This is a genomic window from Sorangium aterium (genome assembly GCF_028368935.1).
Lineage (GTDB): Bacteria > Myxococcota_A > Polyangia > Polyangiales > Polyangiaceae > Sorangium > Sorangium atrum.
This window is the reverse complement of sequence record NZ_JAQNDK010000003.1, coordinates 180,406-197,035: the sequence shown is the minus strand read 5'-3', so window position 1 is coordinate 197,035 and position 16,630 is coordinate 180,406. Positions and strand designations below refer to the sequence as shown.

Genomic DNA, 16,630 nt, shown 5'->3' with positions numbered 1-16,630 from the left:
ACCTAACGCCCGAGCGGAAGCAGCGGACCTTGCGGCGCCGGCGCACCCTCGTCGCCCGGGACGGCCCGCGGCCCCCTGCGCACCGGCGCCGGCTCGACCGGGGCGGCGCCCGAGGGCGCCTTCAGCAGGAACGGGCGAGCGTTGCGGGTCGAGCACGCGTCGTACGGATCCCGGTGGAACTCCCAGTGCAGGTACACGTTGCCGTCCGGCGAGACGATCGCGTCCGGCGCCTTGCCGAACGGCGACGCGCGCTGCACCGAGTTCAGCGCGACGATGTCGAAGGCCGTCATCCCGCTCGGCCTCGTGACCCCGAGGCGCACGATGCTGCCGCTGTCCTTGTTCAGGACGATCTCCACGTGTGTCACCCGGTTCTGGTTGAACGCGTGCCCGGACGGCAGGCTCTCGAGCGACGCCAGGAACTCCTCCGCGAAGATCGGGTGGAGCCGGTTGTGGATCATGTTGATGTACGTCGCGAACGGCACCCGCGCGGCGTTGAGCGAGGTCTGGTTGCCGGGCTTGACCGAGGGATCGTAGTTCTCGATCGCGGCGCGCCATTTCTTCCACTTGTCCGTCGTCTCCCACGAGCCCCGGTGCGCGCTCTTGCGGGAGGCGCCGTCCGAGGCCCGCTCCGCCCTGAGCTTCTCGTTGCCGACGGCCGCCTGCACGCCGGCCATGTCCAGGTTGAGGTTGGGCCCGCCGGGGAGCCCCGGCGCGCCGAGGCCGATCGAGCCGACGCGGACCGGGCTCTGGTAGGGCAGCGGCGTCGCCTTCTTGCCGGCCACGCGGCTCTTGCCGTCGCCGCCCGGGTTCGCCGGATTGAGGGTGTAGCCGCCGTGCGCGCCGTCGATCACCTCGGGCGACGCCGGGCCGGAGCCGCCCGCGGCGCCCCTCTCCGGCGGCGGAAGCGCGGGAGATGCCTGCGCGACGCGAGCGCCGCCGCTCGCGCCCGGCACGCTCGGGGAGGACGCTGCCCGGGAGGCCTGCGCGGCCTGCGCCGGCGACGCTGGGCTGTGGTGCTCCGCGCTCTCGCTCCTGGGGTTCCCCTCGCCGGGCGCGTGCTTCTCGTTGCCGGCGCGCTCCTCGCTGTGGCCGCTGTGATCGTGGTCGCTGTCGCCGACCGTGTCCGTCGGCGCCTTCGGCCCCGACGGCGTCCCGGGCGTCGGCTCCGGATCGTCCTGATCCTTCGAGCGGATCTGCGCCATGGTCTCCTCGGCGACCTTGTTGGCGTCGTCCGCGATCCGGTTCGCCTCGGGGTTGTCCTCCTGGTCCTTCTGGACGTGCTGGCGGACGGCGATCCGTTGATCCGCCGGCGGCAGCGGCGGCGGCGGCGCCGGCTGGACCGGTACGATCTTGGCCGCCTCTTCCTTGGGCGGCTCGGCCTTTGGCGGCGCGGGTGGAGGCGCCTTCGCCTGGCGCGGCGGCTCAGCCTTCGGCGGCTTCCGCGGTGGGATCGTCGCCGCCTTGGTCGGCTCGGGCTTCGGCTGCTGCGGATCGGGCGCCGCGTCCTTGTCCGGCTCGCTGTCCGCCGGTCGCTCCGGCGGCGCGAGCGGGGCGGGAGGCGGCGTGAGCGCCGCGCCGTCGGTCAGGATCTCGAACGTCGTGTCGCCCGGCCGGAGGCCATCCCTCACCGCGTGGACCATCTGGCGGAGCTGGGCGCGATCCTCGATGACCTGCGCCACCTCGACCGCGCCGCCGCCGCCCGCCATGTGCGCCACGATCGCCGCGCAGATCCACAGGGCGAGCGGGATGTGGGCGTCACGTGACACGGCGCTCAACGCCTCCGCGCTGCAGAGGCCGCACCGCGCGACATGGCGCAGCCGTAACAGCAGCGAAAGACGGTCACCGGTGGCACCTCCAGACTCCGCGTGAACGACCTGCTCGAACAGTGCGCCGATGCGCCAATCGTACCCCGGAAGCGGTTCGAACCTAGCATCCAGGGATCAGCGCAGCAACGGTCGGCTCGCGCGAAGCCGCATCGTCCGCGCCGCGGGTGAGGCGCGATCCGCGGGAAGCAGCCCTGGGCGGGCGCGCCGGCGCTCCGGCCGCGCCCGCCGTCGGCCAGGCGCCCTGCGCCGTCGCGCCAGCGCCCGCGCCACGATCAGAGCTTGATGATCGCGTCCCAGTGATCCGCGATCTCCTGCGCCGTCCAGACGCCGCCCTCGTCCTTGAACTTCCCGGGGCTCTGGACGACTTTGTAAATGTACATCTGTGCACCCGCGACGGCGAGGACGTTGCCGGTCTTGTCGGCGCACAGGTCGGACGCGAGGAACAGCGCCGCAGGCGCCACGTGCGCCGGCGTGAGCGTGTCGCCCGCCGATTGGAACATGGGCAGATCCTCCGTCATGCGTGTCTTGGCGATGGGCGCGATCGCGTTGACGGTGATCCGTTGCTTCTGCAGCTCGATCGCGGCGGTGCGGGTGAGCCCGTAGATGCCGGCCTTGGCAGCCGCGTAGTTGGCCTGCCCGAAGTTGCCGATCATCCCCGAGACGCTCGTGGTGTTGACGATCCGCCCTCCCCCGCCCTGCGCGACCATCTGCTTCGCGGCGGCCTGCGTGCAAAGGAACGTCCCCTTCAGGTGAACGGCGATGACGGCGTCCCACATGCCCTCATCCATCTTGAGGAGCGTCTTGTCGCGGACGATTCCCGCGTTGTTCACCAGGATGTCGACCCGGCCGAACGCATCGACGGCGGTCTTCACGATCTTCGCCGCGCCCTCGGGGGTCGCCACGCTGTCGAAGCTCGGCACGGCCTGCCCGCCCGCGGCCTTGATCTCCTCCGAGACCTGCGCCGCCATCGCGTCGCTCGAGCCCGCCCCGTCGCGCGTCCCGCCGAGATCGTTGACGACGACCTTCGCGCCCTCGCGGGCGAAGAGCAGCGCTTCCTCGCGGCCGATCCCGCCGCCGGCTCCCGTGATGATCGCGACCTTTCCGTCGAGCAAGCCCATCGCAGATTCCTCCTGATCCGCGCGCCGGCGCGGTGCGCCGTGCCGTTTTCGCGCGGAGCTTCGCACGGCGGGCCTCGGCCCGGGCACACATTCGTGCGCGCAGGGGCACGCAATCGAGCAAATGCCACGCGACGGCCGAGCGAAGGCCACGCAATGGCCGAGCGATGGCCGAGCGACGGTGACGGTGCGCGCGAGCGGGCCCGTCCGGCGAGGGAGACGTCCGCGCGCCCGAGCGCCTGCGCCGCTTCTTTGGCCGATCGAGCGCGGCAGTGATAACGCCGCCTTCGATGCAACTGCCCAGCCGCCTTTCCACGTCGACCCTGGGAGACCTGCTCGGCGCGCTGCACCGCGAGAAGACCACCGGGCTCCTGGAGCTCTGCGAGCTCCGGACGCCGAGCGGCTCGACGGTGCCGGGCCGCCAGCACCGGATCCAGCTCTTCTCCGGCCTCGTGACGGCCGTCGAGACGCCGCTCCGCGTGCCCCGCCTCGGCGAGATCCTCGCGAAGGAGGGCTCCGCACCCGAGCCGTCGATCCAGCGGCTCGCCGCGCTCGTCGCCGCGCACCGGGGGCGCCGGACCGGCGAGGTGCTCGTGGCGGCGGGGCTCATCCCGGCGAGCGCGGTCGACCGCGCGCTCCGGATCCAGCTCCGAGAGCGCCTCGAGGCGCTGTTCAGCATCGAGGAGGCGACCATCTGCTTCCACACGGCGAGGCCCCTCGCCGGGTCGCTGCGGCAGACCGGCCCGCTCTCTCCGAGCGATTTCCTCCACGGCCGCCCGCGCGCGCGGGATCGGCAGCGGCGCGGCTCGTCCGCGCGCGCCGCGCACGGCGGGCCTGCGAGCGCGCCGCCGCGGAGCGCTCCGCCGCGCGCCGCTCGCGCGGACGAGCCGCGCCGCCGGGCGCTCGAGGCGCTGGGCCTGCGCGAGGGCGCGACCGAGGCCGATATCCGCCGCGCCTTCCGCCGCCTGGCCGCGTCGCTGCACCCCGACCGCGCCGCGGCGCAGGCCGGCGACGGCGCCCAGCGCACCGCGCGGTTCGCCGAGCTCTCGGCCGCCTACCACCTGCTCGTCGCCTGACCGCCTACGCCCGGCCCACGAGGCGCTCGATCAGGAACGACGCCACGGTGATCGGCTTCGTGCCCGGGCCGAACCCGGCGTCGAAGCCGAGCTCGACGGCCAGGTTGTGATCGATGCGCGGGCCGCCGAGCAGCAGGATCACCTTGTCCCGGAAGCCCTGGCGCGTCGCCAGCTCGACGAGCGCCGCCGCGTTCTCCTTGTGGCAGTTGCGCTGGGTGATCACCTGCGAGACCAGGATCGCGTCCGCGCCGAGCGCCTTGGCCTTCTCGCAGAGCTCGGCGTTCTCGACCTGGGCGCCCAGGTTGTGGGCGTCGAAGCACTTGAAGCTCTCGAGCCCCTTCTCGCCGGCGAACCCCTTGTAGTTCAGGATCGCGTCGATGCCGACCGTGTGCGCGTCGCTGCCGGTGCACGCCCCGACGACCACGATCTTGCGGCCGAGCTTCTTCGCCTGCGCCTCGATGTCGTCCCGCGTGAGCGGCTGTGCGGCGAGCTCCTCGACCTCGATGTCCGAGAGGTCGACCCCGTGCTGGGAGTGCCCGTAAACGACGAAATACGTGTGCTCCCGGCTGGCTTGCTCCATCGCCGTGACCAGCGGCTCGCGCAGGCCGTGCGACTCGGCAAAGCGCTTCGCCGCCTCGCGCGCGCGGTCGCCCGGCAGGACGCGGAGCGTGAACGACATCTGGACCATCCCGTCCCCCTCTCGGTCGCCATACGCACGCAGGATGTTTCGCAGTGTCATGCTCACCTCTGTCTACAGCGGTGGGCCAGAAGAGCCCATCCATCGTTGACAGTAGCGCCATGCGGCGTCGCGCGGCCAGCGCGATCGAGGGGGAGAGAGCGCGCTTCTTCCATGCTTCCATGCTTCATGCCATGCTTCGGCGCACGGAAGATGCCAAGTCAGGAAGAATGTCGTCCGGCGCGCTGACGCTCCGGCCCTGTCGGAGAGTTGTCCCGGGAATCCCGTCCTTCTCGGCGCGCCCCCAGCCCGAGGGCCCTCCGACCGGAACGGCGCAGCAGGACGGGCCTACGGCCGCTCCAGGACCTCGAGGATCGGGTTCAGGTACTCCGGGTGGCGCGCGACGACCCCCGAGTACCCCTTCCCCCCGGTGCGCGTGCGCTTGACGTCGCCGAACGCGCCGCGCCCGATGGCGTCCCAGACAGTCTCCTGCTCGACCTCCCGCAGCAGCTCATGCGCCTTGTCGAGGACCTCGCGGGCGCGCCGCTCGACGATGCCGCCCGGCTTCCATTGGATCTCGTCGCCGAGGTGCCGCGCCGCCGTGAAGATGTAGCGGGCGCTCTTCAGCGAGAGATACCGGTCCATGAGGAGCGGTGTGTGGACCGCCTCGCTGAACATCCCGAGCAGCTCGATCGACTGGCCGGTCGTGATCCCGACCAGGTTGAACATCGCGTCGTGGACGTGGCTGTGGAAGATGTCGCCTGTCTTGAACTTGGTGGGCGGCATCCACTTGATCGGGTGCCGGTCGAAGATCTGCCGGACGAGCTGGGCCTGGGCGAGCTCGAAGAGGAGGCTGTCCTCGAGCCAGGGGTCGATCTCGAAGGCGTGGCCGAGGCCCATCTGCTCCTCGCGGAGGCCCGCGCGCCGCGCGAACGCCTCGTTGATGAACTGCGACGCGAGCACCGTATGGGCCTTCTCGACCGCATCGGCGGTCGTGAGGTAGTTGTCCTCTCCCGTGTTGATGACGATACCGCTCCTCGCGATGATCCTCCGGGAGAAATACTGATCGATGAACGTCCGCTGCATGTTGATGTCGCGGAACAGGATCCCGTACATCGCGTCGTTGAGCAGCATGTCGAGCCGCTCCACCGCCGCCATCCAGGCGATCTCGCTCATGCAGAGGCCGGACGAGTAGTTCGTCTGCGCGAGGTAGGTGCCGGTGTCGCGGGTCGCCTCGTCGGCGGCGCGGCGGATGATCCTGAAGTTCTCCTGCGTCGCGTAGGTGCCGCCGTATCCCTCGGTGGTCGGCCCCTCCGGGACGTAGTCGAGGAGCGACTGGGCGGTCGCGCGGATCACGGCGACGATGTCGGCGCCGGCGAACCCGGCGGCCTTGGCCTGCACGGCGTCGTCGTAGATGTTGCCCGTCGCGACGATGACGTACTTGAGCGGCGCGACGCCGACCCGGTGCGCCGCCTTGTTGGCCTCGCGCTCGTCGCGGGCCCTGTCGATCCGGGCGATCGCCTCCCGCGTCGCGGCCTCGAGCGCGCCGCGCGCCTCGGCCGCGGACGGCCCCGCGCCGAGGTCGGCCGCCTCGCTGAACGCCAGCATCTCCGCGGCCTCCTGCACCGAGCCGGCGCCCTCGCAGAGCGCCCGGCCCAGGTGGTAGGCGACGCCGCGGCCGGCTTGCCCCGCCCTGTGGATGCGATCGACGAGCGCGTTCACGAGCGGCGTCCCCTCGGCGTCGGCGCCGACCACGCCGTAGGCGCGGGCGACGGTGCGCTCGACGCCGACCGTGGTGTGGCGGTCGATGAAGCGCTGCACCTCGTCGGCGATGTCGGCGGCAAACGCGCGGCACGCCTCCACCTTTTCCTGCTCCACGGGGACAGTCGTCATGGATTTCTCCGGGGCAAGCGCTCTTAGCGCACTCTCACCGCGGCCGGTACTCCGGCGCAGGATCCATGGCGGAGCATGGAACAGTGGAGCAGCCGGCCTCGTGGGACTCCTGGCGGCGGATGACGGCGCGGGGCGGTGCGCGATGGCGGCGTGCCGCGGTGCGCGATGACGGCGCTCGGCAGCGAGGCCGGCGGCGGGCGGCCCCACGCGTGCGCGGCGCGGCGGGCGGCCCCACGCGTGCGCGGCGCGGCGGGCGGCCCCACGCGTGCGCGGCGCGGCGGGCGGCCCCACGCGTGCGCGGCGCGGCGGGCGGCGCTAGACGACGGGGGTCATGGGCAAGCTCATCCTGCTCTTCACGGCGCTCCCGATCCTGGAGCTCTGGCTCCTCCTGTCGATCGGCGACGTCATCGGCTTCTGGCCCACCGTGGCGATCGCGCTCGGGACGGCGATCCTCGGCGCAGCGCTCGCGAAGCGCGAGGGGCTCAAGGTGCTCGCCTCGTGGCGCGGCGCGCTGGCGGCGGGCCGCGTCCCGGACGAGGGGCTCACGGGAGGGCTCCTCGCGCTCCTCGGGGCGGCGCTGCTCATCACGCCGGGGGTGCTGACCGACGTGGCAGGGCTCATGCTCCTGATCCCGCCGGTGCGCCGCCGGATCGCAGCGGCGGTGCGGGAGCGGTTCGAGCGGCGGGTGGCCGCGGCGAGCGCCGCCGGCATCGGCGTGGACGGCCCCGGCAACGGCGCGTTCTTCAGCATGAGGGTCATCGACCTGAGCGGCGGGCCGTTCGGCGAGCGCGCCGACGGGCGCGCTGGCGCGTCCCGCGGTCGACCGGCGTCATGGCAGGTCATCGACGTCGAGGCGGAGGTGACCGAGGGGGCCGAGGAGGATGAGGCCGGCGGGCCAGCGCGGACGACGCGACGACTGCCCGGCTGACACCTCGATGTCATCGATGCCCCGGCGAACGCATGCGCGCTCGCGCTGCCCGGATCACCAGCGACTCTCACGCACGACACCCGAACACCGGCGTCAGGAGCTCGGCGAGACAGCGAGCAACGACGCAGGACAATGATTCACGTCCGAGCTGCACGACTGAAACGACAAAGAAACAGAGCGCATTGTAGGCTCTTCAACGTCGTCGGCGCAGCCCGACATCCCAGGAGAAACGACATGAAGATCTGAACCTGCGCAACATGACGCAACAACGCACAACCACACCAACGCAGCAACCTCCTATGAAAGATCCAACTCGAACCTCGATCCCATCGCCCCGACCGCGCCGCCCCGGCGGCAGCGCGAAGAGCGACCCCGGCACGACGTCCAGCCCTGAGCAGCGCCGACGCGCTCGCCTGAACGCCCGGCGGGCGGTGCTCCAGCGGCCCAGCCGCGCGCCCTCGCGGAGGGTGCCCAGATGAGGCTCATCAAGTCGATGGCCAGCTGGCTCCTCGGGTACGTCGATCCACGGGAGCCGCTCGGCAGCTCGCTCATCAACGCTCTTTCCCGACTCCCCATCCACCTCGCCGCGGACGCCGTGTGCCTCCGGAGGAACGCGGACTCTGGCGCCCTCGAGGTGCTCCTGACACGGCGCGGAGCGTCGGCGGCAGGCCCTGGAGAGTGGTGCTGCCCCGGCAGCGTCCTCTCGCCGGGCGAGCAGCCCGAGCACGTCCTCCACCGGGTCGGGATGACGATCTCCGACTTCACGTTCGTCGGCGATTACTTCTCGGCCGCCACGCGCGGCTGGATGCTCTCCCGGGTCCATCAGGCGAAGCTCGCCGAGGTCCCGGCCACGGGCACCTGGTGGCCAGTCGAGCAGCTGCCGAACAACCTGGTACCCAAGCACCGGGAGCTGGTCATCCCGATGGCGGTCAAGGCCTTCCATGCCCAGCGCGCGAAGCGCTCGCAGGCCCAGCGCACGAAGCGCTCGCAGAAGGTCACCAGCGCGCAGCTCACGTGAGGCGCCGCGCGGGCCCCGCGCCGCTGAGACGCAGGAGGCGGGCGGCCCGCTCAAGGCCCATCTCGCACGCTCGCTCCGAGAGGCGCCCGCGGGATCACAGGAGATGTGCGATCATCCCCCCTTCAGCGTACGGCCATCTCCAGAGCCAGCAGCTCGATGAAGCCCTGCGGTCGTCCGTCTATGCTGCTCCGGGCGAGCGCGGCGCGTGGCTCAGCGCGGCGCGTGACTGGCGCGTGACTGGCCAAGGACAGAGCATGTAGCGCCCGGACACACCAGGAAAGGAAGCGTGGGGGAGCCGCGCCGTCGGTCCGCTCGCGCCGCGCACGGCCGGCCGCTATGGTTCGCGCGCCGCTTGCGTTACGCTGCGTGGTACGGCTGTGGATCCCCGCGGCGGCGCTCTCCGCGGGTGATTCCGCACGGACATGGAAGACATGACGGTCGACAAGACAGCTCTCATCGTGGGAGGAACGGGCCTCGTCGGCGGCCACTGCCTGCGCCTCCTCGTGCAACAGCCAGCGTACACGAAGGTCGTCGCCCTGCTCCGCCGCCCGGCCCCGATCGAGGACGCGCGGCTCTCCCAGCGCATCGTCGACTTCGACCGGCTCGAAGGCGCGGACTTCGCCGGCGTGAGCGACGTGTTCTGTGCGCTCGGGACGACGATCGCCAAGGCCGGCTCCGAAGAGGCCTTCTACGAGATCGATTATCGCTACCCCATCACCATCGCCAGGCTCGCCGAGAAGGCGGGGGTGAAGCAGTTCGTCCTGGTCTCCTCCGTGGGCGCCGACCCGCGCTCGACCAGCTTCTACCTGCGCGTGAAGGGCGAGCTCGAGCAGGAGCTCTCGGCGGCGAGCTTCGCGGCGGTCCACGTCCTCAGGCCGAGCCTGCTCCTCGGCGAGCGGGGCGAGGTCAGGAAGGGCGAGGCCATCGGCGTCGCGGCGGCGCAGACGCTCCGGTTCACGATGAAGGGCGGCCTGCGCAGGTACCGGCCCATCGACGCGAGGACCGTCGCCGGCGCGATGGTCGCCGCGGCGCTCGGCGGGCGCAACGGTCGCCACGTCTATCACTTCGACGACATGGAAGCGCTCGCCAAGGGCATCGGCGTCGTCCAGGCCTGATCGCCGCCATGGCGCCGCCACCCACCGGGCGACGCATGCGCGCGAAAATGCTAGGGCTCGCGGCAGGCACGGCGCTCGCTCGACGACGCCGCCATGGTCCTCGCTGAACGCCCCTCGCCGATCGTGACCGAGCGCCTCGCCCCCTCCTCGCTGCGCCCGCCGGAGAGCCCGCCCCCGTCGCTCGACGCCGTGCTCGCGGAGCGGTTCGGCATCGCCGCGTTCCGGCCGTGGCAGCGCGAGGCGATCGAGGCCCTGCTCGGGGGCGCGGGCCGCGTCCTCGTGGTCGCCCCGACCGGCGGCGGCAAATCGCTCTGCTACCAGCTCCCGGCCGTCGCCCTGCCCGGCACGACGCTCGTCCTGAGCCCGCTCATCTCCCTGATGGAAGATCAGGTCCGCGCCCTCGAGGCGCGCCGCATCCCGGCGACGTTCATCGCGTCCAGCCTCGCGCGCGACGAGAACGGCCGCCGCCTCGCCGCCCTCCGCCGCGGCGAGTACAAGCTCGTCTACGCCGCGCCCGAGCGCCTCGCCCTCGACGGGTTCCTCGAGGCGCTCGCCGCGAGCCGGCTCTCGCTCGTCGCCGTCGACGAGGCGCACTGCATCGTCCAGTGGGGGCACGACTTCCGGCCCGACTACCTGCGCATCGGCGCCGCGCTCGCGCGGCTCCGGCCGCCCCGGGTCCTCGCCTGCACCGCGACGGCGACCCCCGACGCGCGCGACGAGATCATCCGCCGGCTCGGCTGGCCGCTGCCCGCGCCCGAGGGCGCGGACGACGGCGACGCGGTGAGCGGGCGCGGGCGCGGCGCCGAAGAGCCGCCGCCCAAGGTGATCCTGCGCGGCTTCGCCCGGCCCAACCTCCACCTGCAGGTCTCGGCGGTCGACGGCCCGCGCGAGGCCGGGCGCCGCACGGCGCGCGCGCTGCTGGAGGCCCTCGGCGATCCCGGGCGGCCCCGCGGGGCCGGCATCGTCTACGCCGCCACCCGCAAGGGAGCCGAGCGCCTCGCCGAGGCGCTCCGCGATGCAGGCTGGAACGCGGAGGCGTACCACGCCGGGCTCGCCCCCGAGTCCCGCGCGCGCCTCTCGGCGGGCTTCGCCGATCGCAGCCTCTCCGTTGTCGTGGCCACGAACGCCTTCGGCATGGGGATCGATCGCCCCGACGTCCGGCTCGTGGTGCACGCCCAGCCGCCGTCGTCGATCGAGGCCTACTACCAGGAGGTCGGCCGCGCCGGGCGCGACGGCGACCCGGCCCGCGGCCTCCTCTTGTTCGCGCCCGCGGACATCGCGCTGCGCCGCCGGCTCTGCCAGCTCGGCGAGGGGGGCGTCGAGGCGAACGCCGACGACGCCGCGCGCGCCTGGGGGCTGTTCCGAGAGCTGCTCCGCTACGTCGACGCCGCGACGTGCCGGCACGACTTCATCCTCCGCTACTTCGGCGACGAGGCGGAGTCGCTCGGCGGCTGCGGCCACTGCGACGTCTGCCTGGAGGTCGACGCCCTCGAGGCGAGCGACCCGGCCGCGCTCGCCCGGGACAACGACCTCGTGCGCCGGGCGCTCGCCGGCGTCGCGCGGGTGAAGGGCGGCGCCGGGATGCAGGCGGTCGCGTCGATGCTCGTCGGCGAGTCGAACGAGCGCGTCCGCCGCATGGGGCTCGACCGGCTCTCGACGTTCGGCGTCCTCGAGCGGAAGAGCCACGACGAGGCCATGTCGATCCTCCGCGCGCTGCTCGCCAACGCCTGGATCGATCTCACGACCGGCGAGTTCCCCGTCCCCCTCATCACGCCGGCCGGCTGGCGCGTGATGCGCGGAGAGGTGCCCACGCGGGTGCGGCTCCCGGTCCCCGCCGCGCGCCGGCGGCCGCGCCGCGCGGCGCCGGGCGCGTCGCCCGCCGCGCGCCCGCCGGCGGCCGCGCCCTCCACGCGGGCGCGCGCGCAGCCGGCCCCGCAGGCGTTCGCGTCCGCAGCGACCCGCGACGACGCGGCGCGCCCCGCGCCGGGCGCCCCCCTGCCGGCCTCGCGCGCGCAGGCGGAGCCCGGCGTCGAGCTCGAGGAGCGCGACGTGCCGCTGTTCGAGGCGCTCCGCGCCCACAGGGCCGCGCTCGCCAAGGAGAAGTCGCTGCCCGCCTACGTCATCGCGCACGACCGGACGCTCCGGGAGATCGCGCGGATCCGGCCCGCGTCGCTCGACGACCTCGCGCTCGCGCGCGGCATGGGGCAGGCGAAGATCTCGAGCTACGGGGAGGGCATCCTCCGCGTCGTCCGGGAGTTCTCGGGCCCCTGATCGGCCCGGGACCTCAGGCGAGGCCCGCGACGCGGAGCTCCGCGATGAGCTGGCCATCCAGGCTGACGAAGGTCGTCAGGCGCCCCTCGACGTTGATGAACACGTCGAGCATCAGGCCCGCGCCGAGATCCAGGACATGGAGGTCCCCCTTGAGGACCACCGTCGGGGCCTCGCCTCCCCTCGGCGGCCGTCTGGATTCCCTCTCCATGGCCTTCTTCGAGTTCATGCCCGCCTCCGCCCGCCGGCCCGTCCGCGCCGCGCGCTCCCAGGACCGCCGCCGCACGCCGCGCGGATGCGAGCGCACGCGCGGCGCAGCCCGCCCGCCGGACACCACGTCAAGCGCGTTCCATGCCGCGCTCGCACGGCTGGAGTGATCCTTCCCTTCACGCAGCCCCCTTTCTCGCCCGCCCCCTCACCCGGCCCGCGATGCCTTCATTTCATGGGATCGGCTTCCCAGGAAGGCACGAAGTTCAGCGAGGATCGGACTTTTCTTCCCGGCTTCCCATGCTCCCAGTCGAGCTGGGCAGCCGCGGACCATCACCTCTCCCTCGCCCAGGACGAAAGCGACGCCGCTGCGCCCACCGAGACCCGGCCCGAGGCGAGCACCGGCCCCAGCGCTGGCTGCTCCACGAGCAGCGCCTCGACCCGCAGCAGCGCCGGCAGGTAGACGACCTCCCGCGCGAGGCCGCCGCCCCGGTGGACGCGCGCCGCGATGCGCAGGGCGTCCCCCGTGGAGCGCGCGCCGCGCGCCTCGAGCAGCCGCGCTGTCTCGACGAAGCCCGCGCCGCGCTCGACGCTCCGCGCGGCGAGGTGGCGCAGCCCGAGCTCGATCCGGCGGGCGCCGACCAGGTACCCCGCGGCGCGCTCGCGCGCGAGCGCCCAGCCCTCCTGATCGTCGCCCCCGTTCGCGGTCCCGATCGCGAAGATCCCGAGCGGGAGCGCCGCAGCGCGCACGCTCGGCGCCGCGTGCCCCTCGATCTCGTGGAGCACCGTGCGCTCGACGTCGTCGCGCGTGAGCATGCGCCCCCGCGCGACCTGGATCACCCCGTCGCCCGTCGCGGCGAGCGGCGCGATGTCGGCGATCACGACCCGGAGGGGCAAGCGCCGCGCCCCGATCTCGCGGCGCATCCGCGACAGGAGCGACCAGGGCGAGCGCGCGTCGTCGCTCCGCACCCGCTCCTCGTCGCTCGACGCGGCGCCCGCCTCCTGCTCGACCCATGTCGCGGCGAGCGCGTCCGCCTGCTCGTCGAACGCGTCGCGCGCGGCGTAGCGGCGGCGCGCGGCGGACCAGCACCCCGCCCCGCCCGCGGCCTCGCAGATCGCGGCCTCCGCGGCGAGCTCGCTCGCGCGGCCGGCGTAGACCGCGCCGAGCTCCCCTTGCCCCGCGAGCCGCTCGGCCGCCGCCTCCATCGCCTTTCGAAGCTCGCCGTGGTCCTGCGCAGGCGCGTAGGTGAACCGCGGGAGCTCCCCGCCGCTCCGATCCCAGGAGGCGGCGAGCCGCGCGAGCTCCTCGACGAGGTTCACCGGCGTGCTCGACCCGACGACGCGGATCCGCCGCGCCGCGGCGCCGAGGAGCCGATCCGCGTCCGGCACCCACGCCGGAGGCGCCGGCCGTTCGGCCGATCTAGCTCGATGACGCCGCGCCACGGCCCGCCGCTCCTTCCAAATGCGCCCCCGCCCCGCGCGCCCCCGCCCCGTGAGAGCGCCGCGCGCCCGGCGCCGCTCGCCTCAGAGCAGGTTCGCCGCGAGCTCCGCGAGCTCGCTGCGCTCGCCCTTGGCGAGCACCACGTGACCCGCGATGCGCTCGCGCCTGAACCGCTCCGCCACCACGAGCAGGCCGTTCGACGCGTGGTCCACGTACGGATTGTCGATCTGCTGAGGATCGCCGGTCAGCACGATCTTGGTCCCCTCGCCGCACCGCGTGATGATCGTCTTCACCTCGTGCGGGGTGAGGTTCTGGGCCTCGTCCACGATGAGGTACTGGTGCGGCAGGCTGCGCCCGCGGATGTAGGTGAGCGGCTCGACCTGGATCCGCCCGCTCTCCAGGAGCTCCACGAAGCCGCGCGCGTCGCGCCCCGGCTTCGTGCCGCCGTTCGAGAAGAGGAACTCGAGGTTGTCGAAGATCGGCTGCATCCACGGGTTCAGCTTCTCGTCCACGTCGCCCGGAAGGAAGCCCAGATCGCGCCCCAGCGGCATGATCGGCCGGCTCACGAGCAGCCGGCTGTAGGCGTTGTCCTCGGTCGTCCGCTTCAGCGCCGCCGCGAGCGCAAGGAGCGTCTTGCCCGTCCCGGCCTTGCCGATCAGCGTGATCAGCCGCACCGAATCGTCGAGCAGGAGGTCCAGCGCGAACGCCTGCTCCTTGTTGCGCGGCCGGACCCCCATCACCCCCTCCCGCCCGACGCGGAGGGCGACGATCTGCCCGCGCGCCGCGTCGAACCGGCCGAGCGCCGTGTGGCTCGGCGCCCCCGCGTCGCGGAGCAACACCGCCGAATTCGGCAACAAATCCGCGAGCTTGTCGCTGGAGAGAGAGCCGTTCTGGAAGAACGCGTCGACCTCGGAGCCGGGCACCTCGAGCTCCACCACCGACTGCTCGATGGCCGGGTCGTGCACCCGCTGGTTCTCGTACGTCTCCGCCGGGATCCGGAGCGCGTCGGCGCGGATCCGGAGGTTCGTGTCCATCGTCACGAAGATGGTCGGCCGATCCTTGTGCCGATCGCGGATGTCGATCGCCGTCTGCAGGATGGCGCTGTCCTGCGATCCGGACTCCAGCCCCACGAGCAGCTCCGGCCGCCGCTCCGGGATCGCGATCCGCAGCGTGCCGCCGCTCTCGAGCAGCACCCCGGTCGCGAGCGTCCCGGCGCCGCGGACCTCGTCGAGCAGCCGGGCGATCGTCCTCGCGTTGCGCCCGCGCTCGGAGCCCTCCCGCTTGAACTGATCGATCTCCTCGATCGCGTAGATCGGGATGATGACGTCGTTGTCCTCGAACCTGAAGATCGCGTGCGGATCGTGGAGGAGGACGTTCGCGTCGAGAACGTAATTCTTCTTCATGGGGGAGCGGGACGACGTAGCCGCCTGAAGCGACGGGCGCAAGAGAGCTGTTGTGCCGCCCGCGCTTGGTTGCGGTCACGCGTTGACCCATGCATCGGCGCGAGCCTCTCGCGGACATCTGGAGAAATACCGACCTTCGACTCGGCCGGATCTGGAACATCGTCCACGGTCGTCGCGCCGTCCGCGTCGTCCCCGTCGACTCCCGGTCGGCCCGCCGTCGTCAGAGATCGATCCGGTAGTCCTTGATCTTGTAGAGCAGCGCCCGGTGGCTGATCTCCAGCACCTCGGCCGCCTTGGTCCGGTTGCCCTTCGTCTTCTGGAGCGCGCGCCGGATGAGGATCTCCTCGATGACGCGGGACGTCTTCTTGATCGACAGCTCGCCGCTCGTCAGCTGCATCTGGATCGGATCGCGCGCCTCGCGGATCCGCTCGGGCAGGTCGGCCTCGCCGATGCGCTCGCCCTCGCAGAGCACCATGGCGCGCTCGACGGTGTTCTCCAGCTCCCGCACGTTGCCCGGCCACCGGTACTCCAGGAGCAGCCGCCTCGCCTCGGGCTCGAAGCCGCGGATGTTGATGCCGAACCGCGCGTTGTTCCTCGCGAGGAAGTGATCCATGAGGATCGGGATGTCCTCCCGCCGCTCGCGGAGCGGCGGGATCGCGATGGGGAGCACGTTGATCCGGTAGAAGAGGTCCTCGCGGAACCGGCCGGCCTGCGTCTCGGCCATCAGGTCGCGGTGGGTCGCGGCGAGGATGCGGACGTCGACCTTGATGTCCTTGCTGTCCCCCAGCCGGCGGAGCGTCTCCTCCTGGAGCACCCGGAGCAGCTTCACCTGAAGCGCGAGCGGCAGCTCGCCGATCTCGTCGAGCAGCAGCGTGCCGTGGTTCGCCTGCTCGAACAGCCCCGCCCTGTCGTTCACCGCGTCGGTGAACGCGCCCCGCTTGTACCCGAAGAGCTCGCTCTCCAGCAGGTTCTCCGGGATGGCGCCGCAGTTGACCGCGACGAACGGACCGCCGCGGCGGCTCGACCGCCTGTGGATCGCCCGGGCCACGAGTTCCTTGCCGACGCCGCTCTCTCCCGTGATGAGCGCCGTGGTCTTGTAGTCGGCGACCTTCGCGATCGTCTTGAAGATCACCTGCATCGGCGGGCTCTTCGCGAGGAGCTCCTCGAAGAGGTTCTCCCGCCGGATCTCCTGGCGCAGGACGCGGTTCTCGCGGCGGAGCGCCTCCCGCTCCTCGGCCTTGCGGAGCGTGAGCAGCACCTCCTCGGCCTTGAACGGCTTCTGGATGTAATCGTAGGCGCCCGCCTTCATCGCCTCGATCGCCAGGTCGACGTTGCCGTAGGCGCTCATCACGATGACCGTGGCCTCGTTGCCCTTGGCCTTCAGCGTCGCCAGCAGGTCGAGCCCGCCCATCCTGGGCATCCGGACGTCGGTCAGGATGACGTCGGGCCCGAACGTCTCGACCATCGCGAGCGCCTCCTCGCCGCTCGAGACCGCCTCGACCTCGTAGCCGTCCCGCTTGAGGAACGTGCGCACCACGAGGCGCAGGTTTTCTTCGTCGTCAACGACTAGGACACGGCGCATAGACCCTGAAAACTTTTCCTACACCGGCGCGCACCACTCCGCAACGAGTTGCGCCTTTGCCCTTGCCGCGGCCTGTCATCCG

The 16,630-nt window shown here is 72.4% G+C and carries 13 protein-coding genes; 5 read left to right on the top strand and 8 right to left on the bottom strand.

The features are described 5' to 3' along the window. Positions 1-2: 2 nt before the first annotated feature. Positions 3-1,766 carry an energy transducer TonB gene (locus POL72_RS51305; RefSeq protein ID WP_272098113.1) on the bottom strand — a complete coding sequence of 588 codons (1,764 nt, stop codon included), beginning with the start codon at positions 1,764-1,766 and terminating at the stop codon, positions 3-5. A 332-nt stretch (positions 1,767-2,098) separates the two neighbouring features. Next, positions 2,099-2,944, bottom strand: a complete 846-nt coding sequence (locus tag POL72_RS25205) for an SDR family NAD(P)-dependent oxidoreductase (protein ID WP_272098112.1) — start codon at positions 2,942-2,944, stop codon at positions 2,099-2,101. Positions 2,945-3,231: 287 nt separating this feature from the next. Here POL72_RS25205 and POL72_RS25200 point away from each other — a divergent pair, with 287 nt between their 5' ends. Next, the gene (locus POL72_RS25200; RefSeq protein WP_272098111.1) at positions 3,232-4,017 is read left to right on the top strand and encodes a J domain-containing protein; all 786 of its coding nucleotides are present in this window, start codon (positions 3,232-3,234) and stop codon (positions 4,015-4,017) included. Positions 4,018-4,021: 4 nt separating this feature from the next. Here the strand turns inward: POL72_RS25200 and kamE are convergent, their stop codons facing one another. Continuing rightward, a complete protein-coding gene (gene kamE / locus POL72_RS25195; RefSeq protein ID WP_272098110.1) occupies positions 4,022-4,756 on the bottom strand; it encodes a lysine 5,6-aminomutase subunit beta in 735 nt (244 codons plus the stop codon). 285 nt (positions 4,757-5,041) lie between these two features. Next, positions 5,042-6,586 (bottom strand): lysine 5,6-aminomutase subunit alpha, encoded by a 1,545-nt coding sequence (gene kamD / locus POL72_RS25190; RefSeq protein WP_272098109.1) that lies wholly within the window; start codon positions 6,584-6,586, stop codon positions 5,042-5,044. Positions 6,587-6,917: 331 nt separating this feature from the next. On the opposite strand from kamD, the gene POL72_RS25185 reads away from it, so the two are divergent. From POL72_RS25185 to POL72_RS25170, 4 genes are all read left to right on the top strand, one after another. Further along, positions 6,918-7,514: an FxsA family protein gene (locus POL72_RS25185; RefSeq protein WP_272098108.1), complete on the top strand. Its 597-nt coding sequence runs from the start codon at positions 6,918-6,920 to the stop codon at positions 7,512-7,514. A gap of 475 nt (positions 7,515-7,989) precedes the next feature. Beyond that, positions 7,990-8,532, top strand: coding sequence for an NUDIX hydrolase (locus POL72_RS25180; RefSeq protein ID WP_272098107.1), 543 nt, complete (start codon positions 7,990-7,992; stop codon positions 8,530-8,532). 422 nt (positions 8,533-8,954) lie between these two features. Next, complete coding sequence (locus POL72_RS25175; protein WP_272098106.1) at positions 8,955-9,647, top strand: oxidoreductase; 693 nt, start codon at positions 8,955-8,957, stop codon at positions 9,645-9,647. Between the two features lie 93 nt (positions 9,648-9,740). Continuing rightward, positions 9,741-11,918: a RecQ family ATP-dependent DNA helicase gene (locus POL72_RS25170; RefSeq protein WP_272098105.1), complete on the top strand. Its 2,178-nt coding sequence runs from the start codon at positions 9,741-9,743 to the stop codon at positions 11,916-11,918. 13 nt (positions 11,919-11,931) lie between these two features. On the opposite strand, the gene POL72_RS25165 is transcribed toward POL72_RS25170, so the two are convergent. The 4 genes from POL72_RS25165 to POL72_RS25150 all read right to left on the bottom strand — a co-directional run bounded on the left by POL72_RS25165 (position 11,932) and on the right by POL72_RS25150 (position 16,548). Then, positions 11,932-12,144, bottom strand: coding sequence for a hypothetical protein (locus POL72_RS25165; protein WP_272098104.1), 213 nt, complete (start codon positions 12,142-12,144; stop codon positions 11,932-11,934). A gap of 311 nt (positions 12,145-12,455) precedes the next feature. Next, positions 12,456-13,565 (bottom strand): tyrosine/phenylalanine carboxypeptidase domain-containing protein, encoded by a 1,110-nt coding sequence (locus POL72_RS25160; RefSeq protein WP_272098103.1) that lies wholly within the window; start codon positions 13,563-13,565, stop codon positions 12,456-12,458. Positions 13,566-13,646: 81 nt separating this feature from the next. Further along, a complete protein-coding gene (locus POL72_RS25155) occupies positions 13,647-14,966 on the bottom strand; it encodes a PhoH family protein (RefSeq protein WP_272098102.1) in 1,320 nt (439 codons plus the stop codon). 220 nt (positions 14,967-15,186) lie between these two features. Next, positions 15,187-16,548: a sigma-54-dependent transcriptional regulator gene (locus tag POL72_RS25150; protein ID WP_272098101.1), complete on the bottom strand. Its 1,362-nt coding sequence runs from the start codon at positions 16,546-16,548 to the stop codon at positions 15,187-15,189. Positions 16,549-16,630: the final 82 nt, after the last annotated feature.